Genomic DNA, 23,478 nt, shown 5'->3' with positions numbered 1-23,478 from the left:
AGTTCAACCGCTGAACGCACACCCGCCGCTCTGCGGCGCAGTCCTGCCCATCTACCGAGGGGAAGACGCGGTGACCACCTATCCCGTATCGCCGAACACTGTTCTCGCCAACGCGCTCACAAACGCTGAGGACCTGCTCAGGCCGCACATGGTCGTTGCGGCTCCGGAGCGGATCGTGTTCGTGGTGGGAACGCAGATCAACGGAGCGCCGCACATCGGAACGTCCCTGGTTCAGTCGCTCACGTTCGCCACGGCGGCCCGCATCCGGGACAAGTTCGACGTACCGGCCGAAGTCCAGTTCAGCGCCCTCGACAACGCCCCGTATGCCATCGTCACCGACAAGGAGACCGGTCACCGCTACCAACGGGCTTACGCGCAAGCCCTCGGTGAAGACGGCATCTCGGAACAGGTCGACAAGCTGTACCGCCCGCTCTTCGCCGCTCTGTCCGAGCGGCTGGAAGTGCCGTACTCCATCGAGACCTACAGCCAGCAGCAAGCAGGCGAGCACTACCGCCGTACCTGGCTGCGTGTGTTGCCCCGTATGGCAGCAGCCCGCTGGTACCTGTCTCCGTCCTCCGGTCGGCCACACGTTCGCGTTCCCTGCCCGCGCCCCGGCTGCGGATGGGCCGAGAAGCACGCCGAACGCACCCGCGTCCGTGACGACGGCTTCGAGCGGGCGACCATCTCAGCCGTGTGCCTGCACCACGGCGCATACGAGGTCGTCATCGAGCCTGCGAGCGGCGGTTACCTCGACCTCGCCACCCTGTACCGGAACCTCGTCAAGGAACTGGCCATCGCCGGATCGGACGGCACGCTGTACGTCATGGTCAAGGGCGGCGACTGGATGCCCGGCTGTCTCCTCGTCGACGGCGCCCTACAGGCCGTCGGCCTCACCCACGGACAGCTGCCCGCCCGGCTGTTCTGCCCCCAGGTGGTCACCGACACGGGCGCGAAACTGTCCAAATCCCTCATCAGGGAGGGGCAAGCGCCCTTGCCGGACGGTGCGGCCCCGTGGATGCTCGACACCCGGGAGTGGCCGGGGTCGTTGGCTGAGTACGTCGACCGTCTGCTCGGTCTGACCGACGTGTTACTCGCTGATCCACGCCACTTCTTCCGCTCGTACTCGGCCGGTGAACTCGGCCGGCTGATGACCACCGCAACAGCTAGGAGCGTTCCCGCCCCATGACGGAAACCGCCGCCGCTCGCGTCCGCGAACTGAACCTCTACCGCCGGTACTTCGATCTCGTCGCCGCAGGTGAGAAGACCATCGAGGTGAGAGTGAAGTACCCCCACCTCGAAAACCTGGCCGCCGGAGACGTCATCCGCTTCCGGATCAAGGGCACGGACAAGACGTGCGACGTCCACGTGAATCGGGTGACGGAGTACAAGACGTTCGAGGAACTCCTCGACGGGGAGGGCCCGGCGAACGTCAACCCGGCGTCCTCCCGCGAGCAGCAGCTCGCCAACATCCGCGAGATCTATTCCGCGGAGAAGGAAGCACTCGGAGCACTCGCCATCGAAATCGAGCTGCTTCCCCTGTAGTCCCGTCGTACGGTCCTCGCCTCGAGGGCGGTGTGGCTTCCTCCGAGGGAGCGCCGACAGCTGAAAGCCGGACCACCCCTGAGGCTGGACAGCAATCCGGGTGGTCCGGTCTCGGAATCCCCGGTTCTCGGTCAGGACCCCGGTGCAGATGGCACCGGGGTGGTTGGCGTGCTCTGACAGAGGTCCTGCTCAACCGGAGCTCTCTGTCATCGAGTTGGGGAAGGGTCCTGACCTGAGCCATCGAAAGTCAGCCACGGCGACGGGTGCGCCGAACGCGCACCCGTCACGTGTGTCTCCAGCAACCACCCACCGGCATCAGCCACGCTTCTTCGAATGTCACGAGCCTCCGCATCGCACCGGCCCCGGCGCTCCGTCGGTTGCCGCTGAAGGATGGCTTCTGCCTGCGGCGCTGAGGCTGGCCACCCGCCGCAACTGGCTGACAGCAATTCGCGGTGATATATGCCGACTTGGCGAACGCCACGCTCCTGCCGACCGTGCGCACCTTGGGGTGACTGACAGGGTTCTCCGCGGTTCCGGCTGACTGCTCCTCGGGCTGCGGCGCGAGCGGGCGGGGCCGCTGCGGGCAGTGGCGGAGACATGGAGCCAGCGGCGGCCTGGGCCGCCGCGCCGCGCGGCCCGCGCCAGCGGGCCGCCTTGATCCAGTAAAGAAACTTTGGACAGCTCGCCCTTTCGGTCGCTTCGGCCACTAGGTGGCGGGCTGTTTCGACATGTTCGACATATCTCATCAGTTTTATTGCCGTTTTAATCCGTTCTATTCGCCGGATCGCCGTTCTCTATCCACAGGCCCCGCCATGTCTGATGTCCCTGCTGAAAGTTATCCACAGGCGCGCCCGCCGGGGCGCGAGCCATCGGAAAGAGGGAGCGAGGTGCACCATCTGATGAGTCATCAGCTATCACTGATCGCACATGGCTCACGCCGGAGGGCCTGGAGCCCATGCCCATCGAAGGCGATAGATGTGACTCAAGCCACACAGCCGCCCGTCACACGCTCAGCCCTTTCGGCACCTGTAGCCAGTGAGAGTCCGGATTCCTCTGCGATTTTCCGGAGGGCTACGACCCAGGGCAACGGAGGTGGAGCGAGTGGGGGATGACTGGCGGGCTCTGTGCCGGTCACAGCAGCCGATTGCGTCCCGTCAGGCGGTGCGGTCCTGCGACTCCGCCGCCCGCGCGACGGGAGGTCACGAGGGAATTTCCTGCCCGCTCCCGCCTGGCGGGCACGTGGGTTGCGGCAGGGAGACCGGTTTCAGCAGGCTTCCCGGACAAGCGGCCGAATGGTGAACGCGCGCTTCGACAGAACGGGCCACCAAGGGATTTCACGAGGCGACACGGATGAACGGCACAGCAATGGACGGGGAAACGGTGGACGAGCGGGAGATCGTGGCGCTGGAAGCGGACGTGGAGCAACTGTCCATCGAGATAGCCGAGTTCGCGGAGCTTATGCGGCGGGCAGCGCAGGAACTCAACTCTCTTGCTCGTCGATGTGGTCTGCCATCTTCTGCATCAGAGTGACCATCTTGGCCATGTCCTGCTTCAGCCCTGCCAGTTCATGTTTCAGCTCCTCCACGTCCATGGCGAGGGTGAAGTAGCGAGTCTCGGAAGGCGTCGGCTTGGGAGGCGTGCTCTCGAGTACACCCTCTTCGGCCGGTTCGTCCTGAGCCTGCTCGGGTTCGCCTTCGGGCCGGCGCACGAAACTGCCCCTGCCCTGGACGCCGTAGATGAGTCCCTCGTTCTTGAGCATGCGGAACGCGTTCTGCACGGTGGCGCTGGCGATGCCGAACTTCTCCTGGAGTTCCCGCGACGGGGGGATCTGGTCACCGGGCTTCAGGACGCCGGTCTGAATCTGGCGTCGCAGGTACTCGGCGACCTGCACATAGGGGGGCCGGTGGTCCCGATCGAGGGGCAGTGTCATGGCCGCAGGATACGGCCACCCAGCTAGATCACGCGGGAGTACCAGCAAACTCCCACTCTCAGCGTTTCAGTTGACTAGCGTTGCAGCTAACTAAAACATGTGGTTGTATCTGGTCCTGGCCGGAGATCACCGGTCACCCCCTGCAGAAAGGGCCTTACTGCCATGGCCAGGACCGTTATCCGTGTGCACGTGCTGGACTCCACGAACGTCATGGTCGGCACGCCGACGGTGCCGAAGTGGAAGGACCAGGAGAACGGCGTCCGCGCGGTGGACTTCGAGACCGGTGCGCCGCTGTGCACCCTGACTCTCTTCGTGATGGAGGGCGAGCGCGCCGAGGCGATCAAGGTGACCGTCCCGCAGACCGGTCTGCCCAACGGCCTGCACCCGGGCCGGTTCGTCCGCCCGGTGGACCTCTTCGCGAGCCCATGGGCGCGGATCTTCAACGACCAGCTTCAGGAAGGCGTGGCCTACCGCTGCTCTGCGCTGGAACTCGTCAACGGTCACGCGCAGCAGGACATGGCCGCGCCCGAGTCCGCTGCGGCGTGACGCCGCTCCCCGCATGGCTGGGGTGAGACCCCCAGATGGCAGCCGCCCGTTCGCAATCTTCATCGACGGAGCGGCTGCCCCTCCGGGGCATGCGCCCCCATCCCTTGTACTTCTCCGCGCGTCCGGTGCCGCGCGTTTCCCGAACGATACGAAGGAAGACTGGTGAACGAACTCAACGAAGCGGCTGGTTGGCTCCGCGGAGCAACGTGGCTGGGACTCGGACTGATCGCCCTGTGGGCCGTGATCTGGGTCGTCCGCTACCTGCGGGCGTCGCCGATGGAGCGGATCAGTATCCGACAGGCGATACGGATTCGCTGGGGCTGGAAGCGGCTCGCCCAGATGTGCGGACTATCGGTCACGGACAAGATGGCCACTCCTCTGGCCTCGCTCGCGAACACGGACGGCACGCCGCCCAAGCCCCGGGTCCTGGTTCCGGCGCTAAAGGTCACGCCGGACGCCTTCGGGGTGATGGCGTGGGCGAACTGCTTGCCGAAGGTGGGTCTGGCGGAGTTCCAGAAGGCCGCCCCCTACCTGGCGGACGCCTGGCGCATGACGCGGGTGTCCGCACTACCCGGGGACAGGCCCGGACAGGTCCTGCTGCGCGGGGTGCGGGTGGACCCGCTGATCGTGCCGACCGTGCACGTGCCCACCGGCCGCCCTCCGGAGGAGCACGCGAAATGGGACCTTGGGGTCGACGAGTTCGGCATGCCCGTCGTCGTACCCCTCAGGGAAGTACCCGGCATGGCTGTCGGCGGCCTGCCGGGCTTCGGGAAGACCTCGTGCGTGAACCGGCTGGTGTGCGACTGGGCACCCTCGCCGGCCGTGCAGTTCGTCTTCTTCGACGGCAAGGTCTCCCACGCCTACGAGGGCGACTACGCCGACCTCGTCCAGCGGGCGTTCGCGTTCTGCGGCGACGAGCTGGAGCAGGCGAACAAGCTGTTGAAGGAACTGGTGCAGCTGCGCCGCGCCCGCTCCGCCTCCATCCGCAGCGTCCTGGGCGTGAAGAACATGTGGCACATCGGCCCGTCCGCCGACTGGCCACTGATCGTCATCGTCATCGACGAAGCCCACACCTACTTCCGCGACCACAAGGGCTCCGACCCGGCCACCAGGAAGCTCGCCGCGTTCGCGGCGGACAACGCCCGCTTGACGGAGGACCTGGTGAAGAAGGGCCGTTCGGTCGGCTTCCTGACCGTACTGACCACGCAGAAGACCACCGGGGACGCCATCCCCACCTTCATCCGGGACGTATGCCCGGTCGGGCTGTCCTTCGCGCAGAAGACCGCGGATGCCGCCGTGGCCGCGCTCGGCGACGACATCCGCGAGTGGCCCGACGCCAGCCCGGTCAACCTCCAGGACCCCGCCTACGTCGGTGTCGCGGTCATGTCCCAGCACGGGCGCCCCGGCTTCGTACGCATCCGTACGCCCTACGTCGCCGACGAAGACGCCGCCCACATCTCCGAGCAGACCGCCCACCTGACTCAGCACCCGGGCCGGCTGCTGGAGAACCTGACCGGCCGCCCGGTGGTGGACCTCACCAAGCCCGACCCCGAGCCCCCGGCAAAGGCGGCCTGACATGCGCCGCGTCATGAGGATCTACATCCGGCACCTGCGCAAGGCGATCATCGCCCAGGACTTTGACATGGCCGGTCGGATCTGCATCGCCGCTTACCGCGTCGCCAACGCCAGTGAACGCCGGGTTCTGGAGACCTACCTCGGGCCGAACGCCGCCCACCGGGCCGGCCTCGACCGCGACTGACCCCCTGCTCTTGCCCTCAACTCGTCCTGGAAGGAGGTGAAACCCCTCATGTCAGAAGACCGGATCACTCAGCGCACGATCACCGTGGTCATGGCGGTCATCGCCCTGCTGGCGTTCGTGTTCTCCTTCGGCAACGTCTGGAACCTCGCCCTGCGCCTGGGCGTCCCCAACCCGATCGCACCGCTGATCGCCCCCATGGTCGACCTTTCCGTCCTCGGTCTCCTGGTCGCCCTGCGCTACCTGTCCCTGCGCGGCGTCCCCGCCGACGACCTCAAGGGCGCGACCCGGCTGATGCACACCTCCGGCATCTTCACTCTCGCCCTCAACATCGCCGAACCCATCATCGCCGGGCACTACGGCCGCGCCTGCGTCGACGCGGTCGCCCCGCTGCTCCTACTCGGCTGGGGCGCTGTCGGCCCGGCGCTACTGCGCCACTTCCACGCCGTCGCCACCCCCGCCGCTGTACCGGCTGGACACCCGGCCCCCGTAGCCCTTCCGGAGCCGAGCAGGGAAACCGTGCCGGGGGACGACCCGCCCGAAGCCGCTCCTGCCCCGGAGCCTGCCCCCGAACCGGCGATGCCCCCGGCTCCCGCCCCGTTGGCACCCGCCCTCTCTCCAGTCGCTGCGCCGCAGTCGCCGGTCAAGGTGGCCCCGGCTCTGCTCGACGCCGCCCGCGAGATCGCCGATGCCCACCGCGCCGCACACGGCCAGCCGATCACCGCGCCCCAGCTCAAGGCTCGCCTCGGCGTAAGCCTGCCTCTGGCCGCCGCCGCACACGCGGCCCTGACGGCCTGACCCTCCTGCCGGCCTACCGGCACTTCCCCTCCCCGGCCCTCTGGGCCTGACCCGTCACGCCCTCGGGCAGCACCCGGCCCCGCCTCGGTGCTGCCCGGGGCCCTCCATCAGCGGAAAGGACGCACCTCCCGATGCCCCGCGACCTCGACCTGCGGCACGTGATCAGCCCCGCTGTCCGGGACCTGATCGAGCTGGCCAACCTCGGCGACTTCGACCGCACCCGCGACCAGGTCTCCCGCATGCGCGGCTGCACCCGCCCCATCAACCTCGTCGGCCACACCCACACCCGCGACGCAGCCACCGGCGAAACGATCCGCTCATACTCCACCAGCGACGAACCCACCGGACGCCTGCTGACCACTTGCGGCAACCGCCGCACCTCCCGCTGCGCCACCTGCTCCCGCGTCTACGCCTCCGACACCTACCACCTCATCCGCGCCGGACTCTCCGGCGGCAAGAACGTCCCCGAAACCGTCCGCTCCCACCCCCGCGTCTTCGCCACGCTCACCGCCCCTTCGTTCGGACCCGTCCACAACCGGCCCACCACCAAGGACGGCAAGCCGCAGGCCTGCCGCTGCGGCGAGCACCACGCAGACGACGCCCCCGCACTCGGCACACCACTACACCCGGCTTCCTACGACTACACCGGCGCCGTGCTGTGGAACGCCCACGCCGGAACCCTGTGGGCCCGCTTCACCCTCAACCTCCGCCGCGCCCTGGCCGCCCACTTCGGCATCACGCAGAAGGACATGAAGCAAGTTCTGCGGGTGTCCTTCGCCAAGGTCGCCGAGTACCAGAAGCGCGGCCTGGTCCACTTCCACGCCGTCATCCGCATCGACGGCCCCGACGGCCACACCAGCTCCCCGCCGTCCTGGGCCACCGTGGACGACCTCACCCAGGCCGTCCGCGCCGCAGTCCCCCGCACCGCACTCACCGTCGCCTCCGACACCGTCGGGGACCACGAGATCCGCTGGGGACAGATGCTCGACGTACAGGAGATCACCGCGCTCGGCGACGGCGAACTCACCGACGCCGCCGTGGCCGGATACATCGCCAAGTACGCCACCAAGAGCGCTGAGGACTCCGGCACCGTCGACCGTTCCCTGGTCTGCCGCACCTGCTCCGGCCGCGGCACCGTCGGCGACCGTATTCGGGACCTGTGCCCCGACTGCGAAGGCACCCGCCAGGCCGAACCCCTGAGGGACCTGCCCGTCCACCAGCACGTTCGGCAAATGATCCGCACTGCCTGGGACCTCGGTGGCCTGCCCGAATTCGCGGACCTCAAGCTCTGCAAGTGGGCCCACATGCTCGGCTTCCGCGGCCACTTCTCCACCAAGTCCCGCGCCTACTCCACCACCCTCGGCGCCCTCCGCGACGTACGCCGAGCCTGGCGCCTCGCCCAGGCCGAAGTCGCCCGTGTCCGCGCCGGCCTCCCCACACCCACCCCGGACACCGTCCTCGTCACCGAAGCCTCCTGGACCTACCTCGCCTCGGGCTACCGCCCCGGCGAAGAACTCCTCGCCAACCAGACCCGTCACGACATCGCCCACGCCGAACGCATCAAGTCCGAAGGAGAACCCTGGCTGTGACCACTCCGACCAAGGCCGACAGGCAGACGCTGAAGCTGGTCGATGCGCTGGCTGAGATCGGGGTGTCCCGCGCAGCCTTCTACCGCATGCGCGCTCGGGGGCAGGCGCCCAGGCACCTGAAGCTTCCCAACGGCCAGATCCGCATACGCCGGTCCGATCTCGACGCCTGGTTCAACGCCTGCGAGGTGCAGGAAGCGTGCTGACCTACGATGTTCAGATCTGGGGCATCCGCAAGCGCCCCGACCGCGCGGCGGCCTATCAGCTCCGGTGGCGCGTCGGCCACCGCCCTTTCTCCAAGAGCTACAAGATCAAGGCTCAGGCCGACGGTCGACGCGCGGAGCTGCTGACCGCACTGCGCAACCGCGAGCAGTTCGACACGGAAACCGGTCTTCCCGCCTCGGAAGTGCAGGCGCTCAACGCCACCACCTGGTACGCCCACACTCGCGCGTACGCGCAGATGAAGTGGCCCGGCGCTTCAGCCAAGCACCGCGCGAGCATCGCCGACACGCTGGCCACCATCACGCCGAAGCTGGTCAAGGACAACCGTGGGGCCCCGGCGCCGAAGGTGCTCCGAATCGCGCTCTACTCGTGGGCCTACCGGTTCGTCCTCGGCGATGACGGGACGCTGAAGCCCCGTCTCGACGTCGAGGAGCCGCCCGCCGACATCGTGTCCGCGCTGGACTGGATCGGTCGGAAGTGCGTGGACATGACCGACCTCAACACGCCCTCGGTGGTGCGTACGGCGCTCGACGCGCTGAAGCTGAAGCAGGACGGCACGGCCGCTGCCGAGAACACGGTGAACCGCAAGCGGACCGTCTTCAGCAACTGTCTCCGGTACGCGGTGGAACGGGAGTTGCTGACGGCCCTGCCCCTCGACAAGGTCGACTGGACCCCGCCGGAGACTGACGACGAGATCGACTTCCGGTTCGTCCCCGGTCCGAAGCTGGCGAAGGCGCTGATTGACGCTGTCGGTGAGCAGGGCGAACGCAGACGCCACCTGATCGCGTTCTTCGGCTGCCTCTACTACGCGGCCAACCGCCCCGGAGAGGCTGCCAGTCTCCGTGAGGACGACTTCACCCTTCCGGAAGAGGGCTGGGGCGAAGTCCTGTTGTCGACGAGCATGCCCCGCGTCGGCTCCGGCTGGACCGACACAGGCGAGTCGTTCGATACGCGCGGCCTGAAGAAGCGGGCCCGCAAGGCAACCCGGCCGGTTCCTATACCGCCCGTCCTGGTGCGCCTGGTCCGCGAGCACATCAAGGAGTTCGGAACAGCCGAGGATGGCCGGCTGTTCCGTGCCGCCCAGGGTGGCCACCTCCTGTCCAAGGAGTACGGGGAGGCATGGAAGGCTGCCCGACTCGCGGTGCTCACCGAGTCCGAGGCAGCCTCGCCGCTGGCTGACGTGCCGTACTCCCTGCGCCATGCTGGCGTCTCACTCTGGCTTGAGTCCGGCGTCTCCCCGGCCGAGGTCGCTCGGCGGGCGGGCCACAGCATCGCTGTCCTGTTCCGCTTCTACGCCAAGGCCATCCATCGAAGCCAGGAACGCTCAAACGAACAGATCCAGCGTGCTCTTGATGCGGCGGGCCACGACGACTGAGCAATCCTCGCTGTGAGGGGGTGTCCTTGTAGGACACCCCCTCACCCATCACTGGTGTCAGCTCGTGGTCTCGTCATTGCCAGACGCCGAACTCTCCTGAAGCTTCTCCAACAACGCTCCGAGGGCAGCGTCCGCCTTGTGGAGCTCTTCCTTTGTCCGATCACCTGGCCTGTTGCTGTATGCAATGTAGGAGCCGGGGTTCATGATGTGCCCTGCACGAAGGGTGAAGAAGAGCAGCGGTTGCCAGGCCTGGTTGCGCCTCAGCGCACGGTCAACGAACCGACGGTGTCCCAAGCGCACTTCGATGACAGCCCTGTAGTCACGCGCCTCGGGCACGAATCCGGGAAACGGTGCCCCGAACTCGATGAAGACCTGATTGGCCTTTCTCCCGTCGACGGCGAACGGAGCAGGCAACCGCATGCCGTCTTCCGGCTCTGGTCTGAGGCGGTCACGCGTGCTCGTCCACGGCAAGGGCAGTACAGACCGCTCCTCATCCGGAAACGACAAGCGAAGGTCCACAACGACGATGGACTTGGCTCCCGTGTTGTAGAGCACAAACGGAAAGCGAAGCCGGGCCAGTTGCGGCGTCACCGCAGCAGCAAACGAGTGAGGTTCCCAGCTCTTCAGAACTCCCTGGCGGGCATTGAGCCACCAGAAGGAAGCCACGGTGAACACCAGAGCACAGGCCGCGACAACAGCAGCCGCGGGAAGGGAACCATTGCTCTGCTGCCCCGCAGCAAGCACCAGACCGATCATGCGAAGAGTGTGTCACCTCATGAATCAGTCTTCCGGCCATCTACAGATATCCATGGATTTGGCGATGTGATCCACGCAGGAAGCGAGATCGAGTAACGGACTCTGCTGCATCCTGCCCTCATGGATCAAGGACTTGTAGCACTTATGTCTGCGGGCGTCGGCCTCTTGGGGGCAATCGGCGGCGCGGCCGTCGGCGGGGTAGCCGCTGCGAGAGGGGCACGCCTCGGGGCGGAGACGACGGCCCGAGCGACCGCCAAGCAAGTACACGATCAAGCATCTGTGGACCACGAGCATTGGCTTCGGGGGCAACGCCTCGAAGCCTGCCGTATCTTGCTCGCGGCGTACGACGAGTACGCGATAGCCGCGTCGATGCTGACCAGAGCCCTTGAACGGGAGGTCGAGGGCTCCCGAGACGTCGGGCAGGCTTTCGGGCAGGCGGTCTCGGCGTTCAGGAATGCGTACTGGCAGGTCCGACTCGTAGGCTCGGCTGACGTGCGCGAGCATGCGTCGCGGCTACGAAGGCACCTCGAAGACCACAAAGACTGTGTGGATCAGTGGCTGGACGCGGCCCTCTCCATGCAAGGTGCCACGATCGCCTCTGCGCGGGCCGAGGAAGAACGGCTTCGTGTACAACTGGGCGAGTTACACGACGCGTTCATGGAAACAGCAAGTCGCGCCGTATCGGAGCGCCCAGCGATCGTCTGATCCCGGATCCACCGGCTTGATGCCTGTGGATCGGGGATGAGGGGCTCCCGCGCCGTCGGGGAACTTGACCGGCTATCCCCAGGTCAATGCAGGTGCGGCGGTCCACGATTTGGTCCACGCCTGGTCCACACGCAGTGATCCACAACGCGGTAGGCCCGGATCAAGGTGAGACAGGCCCCATGCAGAAAGGGCGCCCCTCATCAAGGGACACCCCTTCTGACCAGCACGTCTCTGACCTGCGGAGGCGGCGCGATCCGAACCCACGGTGACGCTTTCGCGTCCTCGCGTTTTTCAAGACCGTTCCCTTAGGCCGCTCGGGCAACCCACCCCGCGCCGCCCACGATTGTTGGTGGCGCGGGGACAAGACTAACCGGTCAGCTGTCGCCCTCGCGCTGTCCGAGGGTGACCTCGGCGGTGTTGGTCTTTCCGTCGCGCGTGTAGGTGAGCTTGATGACGTCGCCGGGCTGGTGGGTCCAGATCTCGCCGATGAGGGTCGGGCCGCTGTCGATCACCTGGTCGTCGAGCTTGGTGATGACGTCGCCGGGCTTGAGGCCGGCCTTGTCGGCGGGGCCGCCGGAGGTGACGGCGGCGGAGCCGCTCGCGCCTTCCTCGGTGATCTTCGCGCCGCCGGTGCCCTCTTCGAGGGAGACCGACGCGCCGATCACCGGGTAGACCGGCTCGCCCGTCTTGATCAGCTGCTGGGCGACGTGCTTCGCCGAGTTGATCGGGATCGCGAAGCCCAGACCGATCGATCCGGACTGGCTCGTGTCGCCCAGGCCGCCGCCGCTCGTCGACTGAATCGCCGAGTTGACGCCGATGACAGCGCCCTGCGCGTCCAGGAGGGGGCCGCCGGAGTTGCCCGGGTTGATCGAGGCGTCGGTCTGCAGGGCGCTCATGTACGAGGCCTTGCTGCTGGCGCTGCCGTCGCTGGAGGCCACCGGGCGGTTCTTGGCGCTGATGATGCCCGTGGTCACCGTGTTGGAGAGGCCGAAGGGTGCGCCGATCGCGATCGTGGAGTCCCCGACGGCCACCTTGTCGGAGTCGCCGAGAGCGAGCGGCTGAAGGTTCGACGGGGCGTTCTCGAGCTTGATGACCGCGACGTCGTAACCCTGTGCATGGCCGACCACCTCGGCGTTGTACTTCTTGCCGTTGGGGAAGGTCGCGGTGACCTTGCCGCCGTCGACCGCGTCCGCCACGACGTGGTTGTTGGTGAGGATGTGGCCCTGCTTGTCGAAGACGAAGCCGGTGCCCGTGCCGCCCTCGCCGCTGCTGCTCTGGGCCTCGATGGTGACCGTGCTCGGCAGCGCCTTGGCGGCCACGCCCGCGACGGTGCCCGCGTCGCGCTTGAGGGTGCCGCCACTGTCCGCGGCGGAAACCGTCGTCGAGTCGGTGGAGTCGTCGTTGCCCTTGGCCAGCGAATAGCCGATGCCGCCGCCGACGCCGCCCGCGACCAGTGCGGCCACCAGGATCGCGGCGACCAGGCCGCCGCGCCCCGACTTGGGCTTCGGCGCGGGCTGCTCGTAGGAGGAGCCCCAGCCGCCGGCTCCCGAGCCGCCGTCCGCGTACGACGGGGTGGCGGGCGGCGGAGGCGGCCAGCCCGCCTCGGCGGCGGAGACCGGTGCCCCGGAGCCGTATCCCTGCGGGTCAGGGGTTTCGGCGCCCACGGACGCGTACGCCGACGCGGGCTCCTGCACGCCGGGGGCGCTCGGAGGCACCGCCGGGATCGGAGCGGTCGGTGCGCCCTCTCCGGGCGCAGCGGTCCGCGCGGAAGCAGCGGGAGTTTCCACCGGCACAGGAGGTGCGGACGGGGCCGGGGGGACTGCGGTGCCCTCGTTCTCGGTGCTCACAGCTCTTCTCCTCGATCCACGGCTGTTGTTCTCGGTCGCACTCGGTCACGCTCACTCACGCTTGTCGATGGCCCGGCGCGATTCAGCTGTGCATGTGCTTTTGTACGTGGTCAGCTTTTCCCACGGGACGTCAGGGCACCATAAACGGTGGCTGTGGGTCCTGGACCATCCTTTATAACGGACCTTTCGGGCGTAACGGAAAATTCCTGGCGTCTCCGACCCCACGCCTACCCCGCGGCGATGGCACCATGACGCGGTGACCCACGCACGACAGCACCCGATTCAGGTCGTCGCCCATCGCGGAGCCTCCGACGAGGCCCCCGAGCACACCCTGGCCGCGTACAAGAAGGCGATCGAGGACGGTGCCGACGCCCTCGAGTGCGATGTGCGGCTGACCGCGGACGGACATCTCGTCTGCGTCCATGACCGCCGGATCAACCGTACGTCCAACGGCCGCGGAGCGGTCTCGGCCCTGGAGCTCGCCGAGCTCGCGGCGCTGGATTTCGGCGCCTGGAAGAACCGCGACGAGGCCCCCGACTGGGAGTACGGTCCCGCGGACCCCGAGGACACCTCCGTCCTCACCTTGGAGCGACTGCTCGAACTCGTCGCCGACGCGGGTCGCCCCGTGGAACTGGCCATCGAGACCAAGCACCCCACCCGCTGGGCCGGCCAGGTCGAGGACCGGCTGCTCCTCCTCCTGAAGCGCTTCGGCATGGACTCCCCGGAGAGTGCCACCACCTCGCCCGTACGCGTCATGAGCTTCTCGGCGCGCTCCCTGCACCGCATCCGGGCCGCGTCACCGACGCTGCCGACGGTCTATCTGCTGCAGTTCATCTCGCCCCGGCTGCGCGACGGACGCCTGCCCGCGGGTGTCCGGATCGCAGGCCCCTCGATGCGGATCGTACGCAATCACCCCGGGTACATCGAACGACTGAAACGAGCCGGGCACCAGGTGCACGTATGGACCGTGAACCAGCCCGAGGACGTCGATCTCTGCGTTGAGCTGGGCATTGACGCCATCATCACCAACCGCCCACGCGCCGTATTGAGCCAGCTCGGCCGCTGACCTCACCAAGCCTGCGCCGGAGGGCATCGCCGAAACCTAGAAGGCGACCGTCGAAATCCAGCCAGCCGGTGACAGGGAGTGCCCCGGCGCGCTCGGTCCGTATTCGATAGTTACGAGTGCGTCAGGACACGTGGATTGGCCGGTTTCCAGTCCAGGCCAAAGGGGCATCCACACCGTGGCGTGGGGCAAAGGAGGTCTCGGGGGTGGCGTTGGTGGTGGCACAGGAGGTGCCCACGTCGTCGAGCATGGCCGTACCCCATGGCCCTGCGGGCGTGGGGACAGCAAGACATCGGATGCGCGATCAGCTGCGCACCGGTGGAGTGGCGGAATCGGTCATCGACGATGCCGTACTGATCCTTTCCGAACTGCTGAGCAACGCGTGCCGGCACGGCAGGCCACTCGGCGACGCGCTGGCGGGTGACGGCGACGTCCGGGCCGCGTGGCGCGTCGACGCGGCCGGAAGACTCATCGTCGAGGTGACGGACGGCGGTGGTCCGACGCGCCCGGTTCCGGCGACGCCCTCGGTCACCGCCCACGGCGGCCGCGGGCTGAACATCATCACAGCACTGGCCAAGGACTGGGGCGTACGGGACGACGCCCCCGGAGAGGTCACGGTGTGGGTCGTCGTCCAGGAAAACGTGGACGACTCGGCGGGCGCATACCGACGCGAAGACTTCGCTACGCGCGTCACGCCACCGCCCCCGCGACGACCACCGCACATGCCGGACGCGGGGATACCCGAGCTGGACTTCGCCGACGCCTTCGACGACCTGGACTGAGAACGGCTTGGACTGAGACCGGCTTGGACTGAGACCGGCTTGGACTGAGGACGACTGCGGCTGAGACTTGCTCGGGCCCGAGAGCAACTGGGGCTGAAAACGACTGGGGCCGAGCCCTACTCCGGCCAAGAACTACTCGGGCCGAGAACCGCATGAGCTGAGCGCCTTGTCCACAGGTTCCCGTCCGCCGTCGTACGAACGGCTAGGCTCGCGCCCGTACGAGACGAGCCGTGATCGGGAGACACCCACTATGGCCAAGAAGCGACCCCAGACGAAGGCCAAGCAGCCTCAGATCCGCGACGGGGCCGACGGAAACTTTCCGGTTGTCGGCGCTCGCGAACCCTGCCCCTGTGGCAGCGGCCGCCGCTACAAGGCCTGCCACGGCCGAGCGGCCGCGCACGCGGTGACCGAGCTGGTGCAGCGCCCCTTCGAGGGCCTGCCGGGCGAGGCCGACTGGATCGCGCTGCGCGAGCTGGTGCCCGCCGCGACCGTCGAGCTGAAGCTCAAGGAGAGCCTCCCCGAGGGAGTCCCCTCGGTCACGCTCGCCACCGTCCTGCCGATGGCCTGGCCCGCGCTGCGCCGCGACGACGGCTCGGTCCTGCTCGGCCTGCAGAACGACACGGCGTCCGGCGACATCAGCCGAGACCTCGCCGACACCCTCCAGCGCGCGCTCACCGCGACGCCCGGCAGCCCGGTCCCCGGCCGACGCGCCCCGGCCGACGGCCCGCGACTGCAGGAACTGCTCGACCCCGAAGGCACGTTCGAGCCAGTTGTGCACGCGGGCTTCGAATTCTGGGTCCCGGACGCCGAGCACTCGACACCCGACGTGGCCGCCTCCCTGGAGCGGGCCAACGCCGCGGCCATCCCCACCGTGAAGCTCTCCGGCGTCGATGCGGCGTACTGGTGCGAGACCCCGGACAAGAACCACCTGCGCTGGGTCATGCCGTACCCCGAGGAGCAGCTTCTGGACGCTCTCGCGCGGCTGCACGCGGCCGGTCGGTCGAGCCTCGGCGAGGGCACCCGCCTGGTCGGCTCCTTCCGTGCGCACGGGCTCACCGTGCCGGTCTGGGACCTGCCGTCCGGCGTCACGGCCGACGACGTCGAGAAGCCGGCGGCCGAGTTCGCCGAGCGCCTCGCGACCGCCCTGGCCACGGACGCGCCGCTGACCGCGGACGAGCGCCGGGCCCGCGGCGGCCTCACTAACCGACAGGTCACACTCAGCTGACACACAGGACAGGAACTGACCGACCAGTCAGCTGATCGGTCCTCACGGAACAGGTGACCCCTGTCACAACTCCCCGGTTGTGACAGGTAAATCCCTGTCCGAATAGCCGAGATCGAATTTGCGAACCGCCGATCTCTTGTTACCGTTCGAGTAGCCCGGTTGCTGGTGCATCCCCCGTCGCCAGCAACCGGGTCTTTCCATGCACAGATCCACATACGGATCCCTGTGCGGTTTCTGTACGGGTCCCCGGGTGACGTCAACCGCCTTGCTACGGCGCCGAGTTGCTCCCCGAGCGCAACAACAGCGGTCCATACCCGTCGCCCTTCGAGAACTCCGCGACCGCCATGTACGCCTCGTACGCCCCCACGTCACCCGCCGTGCGCTCCCTGGGCGTCTCGCACACCCCGGGGTCGTCCTGTGCGTCCACCGCGCAGGTGATCTGCACCGCGTGGCCGCCGGGCCCCAGGAGGCTCAGCGCGGAGCTCAGCCCGTCGCCGGTCGCGTTGCGGTAGTAGGTACGCGCCCAGGTCTCCTCCCCCTGGGTCAGGACACACGTCTGCGCCTCGATGCCGTCCGGCGAGGAGAGTTCGGGGCCGCATCGAGCGGCGGTGGCCAGGCCGAGGCCCAGCAGCCGGGACGAGGCCGTGGGAGTGCGAGTGGGAGTGGACGCGAGAGTCGAGCCCTTGTCGTCGCCATCACCATCGCCGACGTCCTCGACGTCCTCGACGTGTTCGGATGCACGTACAAGCGCAGGGGTCGCGTCGCCGACCGGTCCTGCGGACGCCACGGCCAGCGGCAGGGCGATCGTGAACGCCACGGCGATCGCCAGCGCCACCAGGCGAACTCTTCGGGGGTCCGGGGGGCGCTCCCCGGGATGACGCAGCATGAGGCCGAACATAACGAGCGCGGGTGGGCGCGCGGCTCACCGCGCGCCGGGCACGCTACAACTCGGGCGCGCTCACACCCGTACGAGTGAGTGCCTCCACCACGGCATCCACCACGGCTTCCACATCGGGCACCCAGGGCGCCGCGGAGCCGGGCAGCGGTGCCTGCTCCCAGCGGATCTGGCCCCGGCCGGTCTCGGACGGGGGCAGGGCGATGTAGCCGCCCTCTCCGTGGAAGCGCAGGGACCCGGGAACGAAGTCCTGGGCGTAGAGGAGCTCGCCGAGCTGCTCCATCGAATACGGCGCTACGAGGATCGCCCAGCGCGTGGGGGCAGCGACGACCGGGCCCAGGCGCATGCCCTTGCCGTCGAGCGCGTCGAGCGCGCGGGCCGCCGCGAGGGCGGGCAGGCTCACCGCACAGGGGGCCTTGCCTCCGGTGGCCAGCACGATCGGTGCCGACGGCCGGTTGGTCCACCACCAGCGCACCATGCGCTCGTCGGTGGTGGCCGCGAGGAGGCCGGGGTCGAAGGGATGGGCACCGGGCACCGTGCACTCCGGGTCCGGGCAGCCGCAGTGGGCACGCCCCTGCGGGTCCGGTGCCACACCCGGGAGTACGGGCCACTGCCAATCGGTCGCGAAGGTCAGGGCCGCGCTGAGCATCTCAGGCCTGCCGTTGTTTCGCCTGGACAGGAGCCTGCGTCGCCTTCCGAGGATCTCGCGCATGAGCGCTCGTTCCTTTCCGTTGCACGCCTGGCAACACCGTGGATCACATCACACCATGTGTCGATCACTTCACTGTGCGTACCTGCTGGCGCATCACACCCTTGTGCGAGACAAGGGGAACCCATCTGGGCCGAGCGTTGGCTGCGTCCGCGTCCATACTGCGTCTGTCTAAAGCATGGGCATGGCGTGGGGTGGCGGCGCCTGGCGTTTCTCGTCCCGCGTATTTCTTGCCGCCTCCGCCACGGGAGGATGGGGCACGGTCGTCGGTGGTTAAGACGCCCGGGTCCGTCGCCAGGTTCCGGGCGGATCCCAACCGCCCCTGGCCTTCACCGAGTACGTACCCATCACGACCGCTGTGACGCTCCGTCGAACTAGGCCAGTCGACCTCAGTAACCCGTTACCCGAGTCAGTTTTAAGCCAACTTCACTTTCCCGCAAGAGCCTCACCAGAGTCTCGCGGACACCAGGAATCCCAGCAGGACAATGCTGGACATCTCCTCACGAGTGCGTGTACATGTGGAGGCACCGCTAGCGGCGCAGAACGACATGGGGGTTTGCGATGCTATTGAGCAATACGCACCGGTCGGAAGGCCGGACGCCATGAACGCCCCTCACCTTCCGAAAGTGGCCGGAATCGATTCCACGGTTCCCTCGCCCGCACACACTGTCGCGCCGACGTCTTCCGTCACGGGTACCTCTTCGGCCACCTCATCCACCGGCCCCGGAGCCGTATCCACCGGCCCAGGAGCCGTTCTGCAAGATCGTCTCGCGGGGTGGGTATCCGATCTCACCACGCTCCACGAGCTCACCGAGCGCTTGGTGCGCACCGCCACACTGAGCGACGCACTCCAGGAACTGCTGCGCGCCGGAGCCGCCCTCGTGGGCGCCCGGCGCGGTCTCGTCGTCATGGAACCGGGCGACGGACTCGGCCCCGACACGACGATCGGCCTCGGTCTGGCACGGGCCGATCTCGGCCACATGGAGACGGTCCCGCGCAGCTGCATGTCGTACGGGAAGATCCTGGACGGACTCCCGGGCGGCGACGGCGAGATCGCGCAGCCGGATCTCTTCTCCGAGGACGGGCTCGACCCCCGCCACCGCGAGGTGGCCGCCCGGCTCGGCTACGCGGCGAGCTACGCGCTGCCCCTGTCCACCGAGGCGGCCGGCCGCCTCGGGGCCGCCGTATGGCTCTACGACGAGCCCGCCGAGCCGGTGGAACGCCAGCGGCATCTCATCGGCCTCTACGCCCGGTACGCGACCGAGCACCTGGCACGGCTGCTGGAACTGGACCGCACGCGCGCGTGTATGACGACGATCTCCGAGGAGTTGCTTCCGCCGCGGCTGCCCCGGGTCTGCGGCGTGCAGCTCGCCGCCCGGCACCGCACGGGTCCGCGCGGCGGCGGCGACTGGTACGACGCGCTGCCGCTGCCCGACGCCACGCTCGGCCTCGCGGTCGGCTCCGTCACCGGTTCCGGACCCAGCGCGGTCGCGGCGATGGGCCGCCTGAGGGCGTCCCTGCGGGCGTACGCCGTGATGGAGGGCGAGGACCCCGTCGCCGTCCTGTCCGACCTCGAGCTGCTGCTGAGGCTGACCGAGCCCGCCCGCTCGGCGACGGCCCTGTTCGCGTACTGCGAGCCCGCGGCGCGCAAGATCACGATGGCCGGCGCCGGACACAGCCCGCCCCTGGTGATCGGCGCGCGGCGCACCGAGTTCGTGGAGACCTCCCTGTCCGCGCCCCTGGGGATGCTCGCCTGCTGGGAGGCGCCCAGCGTGGAGCTGTGCGCGGAGCCCGGCGAGACCGTGCTGCTGTACACGGACGGACTGCTGCACCGCACCGGTGACCCCATGGACCGCGCCTTCGCCCGGCTGCACGCGGCGGCGGCGAGCGTCCCGCGGGGAATGCGCGACGACGCGGGCGCCGTCGCCGATCACGTCCTGCGGAGTGTGCTGCCGGACGGGCTCGACGAGGCCGACTCCGAGGAGGATGTGGTGTTGCTGGCGGCGCGCTTCGAGTGAGCCGTAGGTAACAGGTCTTCCGGCCCCGGGCCTTCTCCCGTACGACCGTACGATGGGGGAGGTTCAGAGTCGTATCTAGGAGGCAGACCGTGTCGGAGGCGCTCAACCCGGAGACCCCGGAAGCCGTACTCGACGACGCCGCTGACGCAGCGGGCGAAGAAGAGCCGATCAAACAGCGCAAGAACGGCCTGTACCCGGGCGTGTCCGACGAGCTCGCCGAGAACATGAAGTCCGGCTGGGCCGACACCGAGCTGCGCGGCCTCACGCCGATCGCACAGGCCGAGTACACCGCCGCCCGCCGCGCCGCACTCTCCGCGCGCTTCCCGGGCGAGCGCCTGGTCGTCCCCGCGGGCAACCTGAAGACCCGCTCGAACGACACGGAGTACGCCTTCCGCGCCTCGGTCGAGTACGCGTACCTCACCGGCAACCTGACCGAGGACGGCGTCCTGGTCCTGGAGCCGACCGACGGCCCGAACGGGAATGGCAGCCACAAGGCGACGATCTACCTGCTGCCGCGTTCCGACCGCGAGAACGGCGAGTTCTGGCTGTCCGGGCATGGCGAGCTGTGGGTCGGCCGCCGCCACTCCCTCACCGAGGCCGAACAGCTGTACGGCATCCCGGCCTCGGACGTGCGTGAACTGGCCGACAAGCTGCGCGAGGCCACCGGTCCGGTCCGGGTCGTGCGCGGCTACGACGCCGGCATCGAGGCCGCGCTCACCGACAAGGTGACCGCCGAGCGCGACGAGGAGCTGCGGGGCTTCCTGTCCGAGGCGCGACTGGTCAAGGACGAGTTCGAGGCCGGGGAGCTGCAGAAGGCCGTCGACTCGACGGTGCGCGGCTTCGAGGACGTCGTACGGGTCCTGGACAAGGCCGAGGCGACCAGCGAGCGCTACATCGAGGGAACGTTCTTCCTGCGCGCCCGTGTCGAGGGCAACGACATCGGCTACGGCTCGATCTGCGCCGCCGGCCCGCACGCCTGCACGCTGCACTGGGTGCGCAACGACGGCCCGGTCCGCTCCGGGGACCTGCTCCTGCTGGACGCGGGCGTCGAGACGCACACGCTCTACACGGCGGACGTCACGCGCACGCTGCCGATCAACGGCACGTACACGGAGATCCAGAAAAAGATCTACGACGCCGTGTACGAGGCCCAGGAGGCCGGTATCGCTGCCGTGCAGCCGGGTGCCAAGTACCGCGACTTCCACGACGCCGCGCAGCGCGTGCTGGCCGAGAAGCTCGTCGAGTGGGGTCTGGTCGAGGGCCCGGTCGAGCGCGTCCTGGATCTCGGTCTGCAGCGCCGCTGGACTCTGCACGGCACCGGCCACATGCTCGGCATGGACGTCCACGACTGCGCGGCCGCGCGGACCGAGACGTACGTGGAGGGCACCCTCGAGCCGGGCATGTGCCTGACCGTCGAGCCGGGTCTGTACTTCCAGGCCGACGACCTGACCGTCCCCGAGGAGTACCGCGGCATCGGCGTCCGCATCGAGGACGACATCCTCGTCACGGAGAACGGCAACCGGAACCTGTCCGCGGGGCTGCCGCGGCGCTCCGGCGAGGTCGAGGCGTGGATGGCGGAGCTGAAGGGCTGATACGAGACGGGTGGCCGGGTACCGATGAGAGGTACCCGGCCCTTCGTGTGTCTGGGGCGCCGCTGTAAGTGGCGACCGGCCCGTGAACCGACCCGCACCGCGTCAGGTCGCGAGCCGGGCCCGTGAAGCGGCCACCACCGGCAGCGAGTCCACGAACAATGCCCCCGCGAGCAGTCCCCCGCTGCCACGGGGGCTCCACGCGCGCGCGTGGAGGTCGTCGTCGAAGACGGTCAGGGCCTCCCGGCCGGCCGGCGTCGCGGTGCTGCCCGCTGCCAGCACGCCCCGCGCGCCCGCCTGCACATGGCGCAGGCCGTGCGGGCCCGCCGTGTACAGCAACTCGGTGTCCTGGAGCGTGGACATGACGGTGAGCAGGGCGTCGAGCCGGGCGTACGGCTCGGGCGCACCGGCCGAGCGGGAGGTCGCGAGCGCGTCCAACGCCCGCCGCACGTGCGGGAATCCGGCGCGTGCCTCGCCTCGCGCCCCCGCCGCACCGTACTTCGCCGACACGGACGACCCGCGGGAGGGCCGCCGTGGCGCCCCCCGGTCGGGGTGCGCCACGATCCGCTTGGCGGTGGCGGTGACGTCGCTGCCCATGGCCCGGGGTTCCAGGGCCGCGGCCGCGACCAGGAACCCGAGGGCCCACAACGCCCCGCGGTGACCGCCGCCCGCCAGGGCCACGGAGTGCTCGGTGGAGCGGCCGATCGCGCCCAGTTCCGCACGGAGTGCGGGCGTGGGTTCGCCGGTGCGGCGGGCCGCGGCCGCCATGGCCGCGAGGCCGGGCGCCAGCGCCTTGGCCGACCAACGCAGGCCACAGAGGTCCCGGCGGGTGACCCGGGCGTCCCGATCGCGCGGGTCGGGCAGTCCGGGCTTGGGAGTGAGCTCCAGTTGCCACGTCAGCGCGGCCACGGCGGCCTGCGCCAGCGTCTCGTCCTCGCGGCTGCTCATGGCCGCACCCTACGAAGTCGCCGACGCGGACGGGCTGGCGCTGTCGCTCGGGGCGCCGCTCGGCGGCGTACCGGTCGGGGCGTCGCCCGGGGCGCCGCTCGGGGGCGTACCGCCGCCACTGCTGCCCGCGCCGGTGCTCTCGGCGTCGGGGTCGATGCCCAGGGTGATGAAGCCCTTGTAGCCCTTGGACGGGTCCTTCTTGTGAACCGGCTGCAGGGTCAGCAGGCCGCCGGCCGCGCCGTTGTCCTCGTAGACCATGTCGTCGGCGAGCTTGGTGTAGCTGCCGGTGTGCTGGGAGTACGGCTCCAGGGCGAAGATCTCCGCGGCGACTTCGTCGTCGAAGAACAGCTGGCCGGTGAAGTTCACCGTGCCGCCCTCGTACGTGCCGTCCGCCTTCTCGCCGCCGGTGTGCACCCTGACGTGGATGTGGCAGGTGCGCGGCGTGTACCAGCCGGGGAAGATCGTCTCGAACTTCACGACTCCGTTGGCGCCTGCGACCTGGTAACCGCGCAGGTACGTCTTGTCGTTGGCCGTGGAGCCGTCCTCGCTCTCGGCGGGGGCCGAGCCGCCGGGGTTGGCAGTGGTGTAGCCGGAGTAGTAGCCCCAGGCGTCGCAGTGCCAGATCTCGACGGCGGCGCCGGCGACCGGGGCGCAGGAGTCGGTGGTGTCCTGAACGGTGATGCGCAGTGTCAGCGGGACGCCGCTCTTGCCCTCGGTGATGTCCTTTCGCACCAGGGCGCCGTCGAGGTAGTACGGCCCTTCGGTGACGCTGGACATCAGCACGCACTGGCCGCTGCTGGTGGAGGTCGCCGAGACGGTGGTCCCGGCCTCGGTGGTGGTCGTCGTCTCGTCGGCGAAGGCCGCCTGGTAGCCGGCGACCGCCAGCCCGCCCGCGGCGACCGTGCCCCCGGTCACCGCCAGGGCGCGGCGCCGGGTGATCGTGGTGTTCTTGTGGTTCCCAGTCATGATCCGAAGCTAGGAACGGCTCCCGTCAGGGATGTGAGGTAAAGCTGTGAGGAGGCTGAGAATCGTGAGAAAGCTGAAGTCGACGGGAAATCGCCCTCCAAGGAGGGGCCTTGGGGCGGGAGACCCCTAGGGCCTGTCCGGCGGATCATGCCGCAGACGCGGGGTCTGGCACGCCCATCTGCGGCGTTGTCGTCGGTTGCCGACTCCCCCACTCTCGGCT

22 protein-coding genes are annotated in these 23,478 nt (G+C 68.8%); 15 read left to right on the top strand and 7 right to left on the bottom strand.

What is annotated here, in order from left to right:
* The first annotated feature begins 70 nt into the window (after positions 1-70).
* The gene (locus AB0D57_RS19115; protein ID WP_362073686.1) at positions 71-1,186 is read left to right on the top strand and encodes a hypothetical protein; all 1,116 of its coding nucleotides are present in this window, start codon (positions 71-73) and stop codon (positions 1,184-1,186) included.
* The gene (locus AB0D57_RS19110; protein WP_362073683.1) at positions 1,183-1,542 is read left to right on the top strand and encodes an ASCH domain-containing protein; all 360 of its coding nucleotides are present in this window, start codon (positions 1,183-1,185) and stop codon (positions 1,540-1,542) included. Before AB0D57_RS19115 ends, AB0D57_RS19110 begins: the two co-directional genes overlap by 4 nt.
* Positions 1,543-3,022: 1,480 nt before the next feature.
* Here the strand turns inward: AB0D57_RS19110 and AB0D57_RS19105 are convergent.
* On the bottom strand, positions 3,023-3,472 hold the full coding sequence (locus AB0D57_RS19105) for a winged helix-turn-helix domain-containing protein (RefSeq protein ID WP_362073680.1): 450 nt from the start codon (positions 3,470-3,472) through the stop codon (positions 3,023-3,025).
* A gap of 162 nt (positions 3,473-3,634) precedes the next feature.
* On the opposite strand from AB0D57_RS19105, the gene AB0D57_RS19100 reads away from it, so the two are divergent.
* From AB0D57_RS19100 to AB0D57_RS19070, 7 genes are all read left to right on the top strand, one after another.
* Positions 3,635-4,018, top strand: coding sequence for a hypothetical protein (locus tag AB0D57_RS19100; protein WP_362073677.1), 384 nt, complete (start codon positions 3,635-3,637; stop codon positions 4,016-4,018).
* A 162-nt stretch (positions 4,019-4,180) separates the two neighbouring features.
* Positions 4,181-5,593, top strand: coding sequence for an FtsK/SpoIIIE domain-containing protein (locus AB0D57_RS19095; protein ID WP_362073674.1), 1,413 nt, complete (start codon positions 4,181-4,183; stop codon positions 5,591-5,593).
* 1 nt (position 5,594) lies between these two features.
* Positions 5,595-5,777, top strand: a complete 183-nt coding sequence (locus tag AB0D57_RS19090) for a hypothetical protein (protein ID WP_362073671.1) — start codon at positions 5,595-5,597, stop codon at positions 5,775-5,777.
* Between the two features lie 48 nt (positions 5,778-5,825).
* Entirely contained in the window at positions 5,826-6,572 is a 747-nt protein-coding gene (locus AB0D57_RS19085) for a DUF2637 domain-containing protein (protein WP_362073668.1), read from the top strand.
* Positions 6,573-6,703: 131 nt separating this feature from the next.
* Positions 6,704-8,161: a replication initiator gene (locus AB0D57_RS19080; protein ID WP_362073665.1), complete on the top strand. Its 1,458-nt coding sequence runs from the start codon at positions 6,704-6,706 to the stop codon at positions 8,159-8,161.
* On the top strand, positions 8,158-8,364 hold the full coding sequence (locus AB0D57_RS19075; protein ID WP_362073662.1) for a helix-turn-helix domain-containing protein: 207 nt from the start codon (positions 8,158-8,160) through the stop codon (positions 8,362-8,364). Before AB0D57_RS19080 ends, AB0D57_RS19075 begins: the two co-directional genes overlap by 4 nt.
* Positions 8,358-9,755, top strand: coding sequence for a site-specific integrase (locus AB0D57_RS19070; RefSeq protein WP_362073659.1), 1,398 nt, complete (start codon positions 8,358-8,360; stop codon positions 9,753-9,755). The genes AB0D57_RS19075 and AB0D57_RS19070 overlap by 7 nt, the downstream gene beginning before the upstream one ends.
* A gap of 57 nt (positions 9,756-9,812) precedes the next feature.
* On the opposite strand, the gene AB0D57_RS19065 is transcribed toward AB0D57_RS19070, so the two are convergent.
* On the bottom strand, positions 9,813-10,511 hold the full coding sequence (locus AB0D57_RS19065) for a hypothetical protein (RefSeq protein WP_362073656.1): 699 nt from the start codon (positions 10,509-10,511) through the stop codon (positions 9,813-9,815).
* 144 nt (positions 10,512-10,655) lie between these two features.
* Here AB0D57_RS19065 and AB0D57_RS19060 point away from each other — a divergent pair, with 144 nt between their 5' ends.
* Positions 10,656-11,216, top strand: coding sequence for a hypothetical protein (locus tag AB0D57_RS19060; protein WP_362073653.1), 561 nt, complete (start codon positions 10,656-10,658; stop codon positions 11,214-11,216).
* A 374-nt stretch (positions 11,217-11,590) separates the two neighbouring features.
* On the opposite strand, the gene AB0D57_RS19055 is transcribed toward AB0D57_RS19060, so the two are convergent.
* Positions 11,591-13,063 (bottom strand): trypsin-like peptidase domain-containing protein, encoded by a 1,473-nt coding sequence (locus tag AB0D57_RS19055; RefSeq protein WP_362073650.1) that lies wholly within the window; start codon positions 13,061-13,063, stop codon positions 11,591-11,593.
* A gap of 256 nt (positions 13,064-13,319) precedes the next feature.
* Here AB0D57_RS19055 and AB0D57_RS19050 point away from each other — a divergent pair, with 256 nt between their 5' ends.
* The 3 genes from AB0D57_RS19050 (at position 13,320) to AB0D57_RS19040 (ending at position 16,133) form a co-directional block, all read left to right on the top strand.
* On the top strand, positions 13,320-14,129 hold the full coding sequence (locus AB0D57_RS19050) for a glycerophosphodiester phosphodiesterase (RefSeq protein ID WP_362073647.1): 810 nt from the start codon (positions 13,320-13,322) through the stop codon (positions 14,127-14,129).
* Positions 14,130-14,245: 116 nt separating this feature from the next.
* Positions 14,246-14,908, top strand: a complete 663-nt coding sequence (locus AB0D57_RS19045; RefSeq protein ID WP_362073644.1) for an ATP-binding protein — start codon at positions 14,246-14,248, stop codon at positions 14,906-14,908.
* Positions 14,909-15,158: 250 nt separating this feature from the next.
* On the top strand, positions 15,159-16,133 hold the full coding sequence (locus tag AB0D57_RS19040; RefSeq protein WP_362073641.1) for a DUF5926 family protein: 975 nt from the start codon (positions 15,159-15,161) through the stop codon (positions 16,131-16,133).
* A 268-nt stretch (positions 16,134-16,401) separates the two neighbouring features.
* Here AB0D57_RS19040 and AB0D57_RS19035 read toward each other — a convergent pair whose 3' ends face one another.
* Both AB0D57_RS19035 and AB0D57_RS19030 read right to left on the bottom strand, forming a co-directional pair.
* Entirely contained in the window at positions 16,402-17,019 is a 618-nt protein-coding gene (locus AB0D57_RS19035) for a hypothetical protein (protein ID WP_362073638.1), read from the bottom strand.
* 55 nt (positions 17,020-17,074) lie between these two features.
* Positions 17,075-17,740, bottom strand: a complete 666-nt coding sequence (locus AB0D57_RS19030; protein ID WP_362073635.1) for a bifunctional DNA primase/polymerase — start codon at positions 17,738-17,740, stop codon at positions 17,075-17,077.
* A gap of 482 nt (positions 17,741-18,222) precedes the next feature.
* Between AB0D57_RS19030 and AB0D57_RS19025 the strand changes: the two genes are divergently transcribed.
* Positions 18,223-19,755 carry a PP2C family protein-serine/threonine phosphatase gene (locus tag AB0D57_RS19025; RefSeq protein WP_362073632.1) on the top strand — a complete coding sequence of 511 codons (1,533 nt, stop codon included), beginning with the start codon at positions 18,223-18,225 and terminating at the stop codon, positions 19,753-19,755.
* A 167-nt stretch (positions 19,756-19,922) separates the two neighbouring features.
* Positions 19,923-21,347 carry an aminopeptidase P family protein gene (locus tag AB0D57_RS19020; protein ID WP_362073847.1) on the top strand — a complete coding sequence of 475 codons (1,425 nt, stop codon included), beginning with the start codon at positions 19,923-19,925 and terminating at the stop codon, positions 21,345-21,347.
* A gap of 102 nt (positions 21,348-21,449) precedes the next feature.
* On the opposite strand, the gene AB0D57_RS19015 is transcribed toward AB0D57_RS19020, so the two are convergent.
* Complete coding sequence (locus AB0D57_RS19015) at positions 21,450-22,292, bottom strand: triphosphoribosyl-dephospho-CoA synthase (RefSeq protein ID WP_362073629.1); 843 nt, start codon at positions 22,290-22,292, stop codon at positions 21,450-21,452.
* Between the two features lie 9 nt (positions 22,293-22,301).
* On the bottom strand, positions 22,302-23,258 hold the full coding sequence (locus AB0D57_RS19010; RefSeq protein ID WP_362073626.1) for an intradiol ring-cleavage dioxygenase: 957 nt from the start codon (positions 23,256-23,258) through the stop codon (positions 22,302-22,304).
* Between the last annotated feature and the right edge of the window lie 220 nt (positions 23,259-23,478).

The sequence above is a fragment of the Streptomyces sp. NPDC048275 genome, from assembly GCF_040652275.1.
GTDB lineage: Bacteria > Actinomycetota > Actinomycetes > Streptomycetales > Streptomycetaceae > Streptomyces.
The sequence above is the reverse complement of the archived record's forward strand: the minus strand, read 5'-3'. Positions and strand labels throughout refer to the sequence as shown.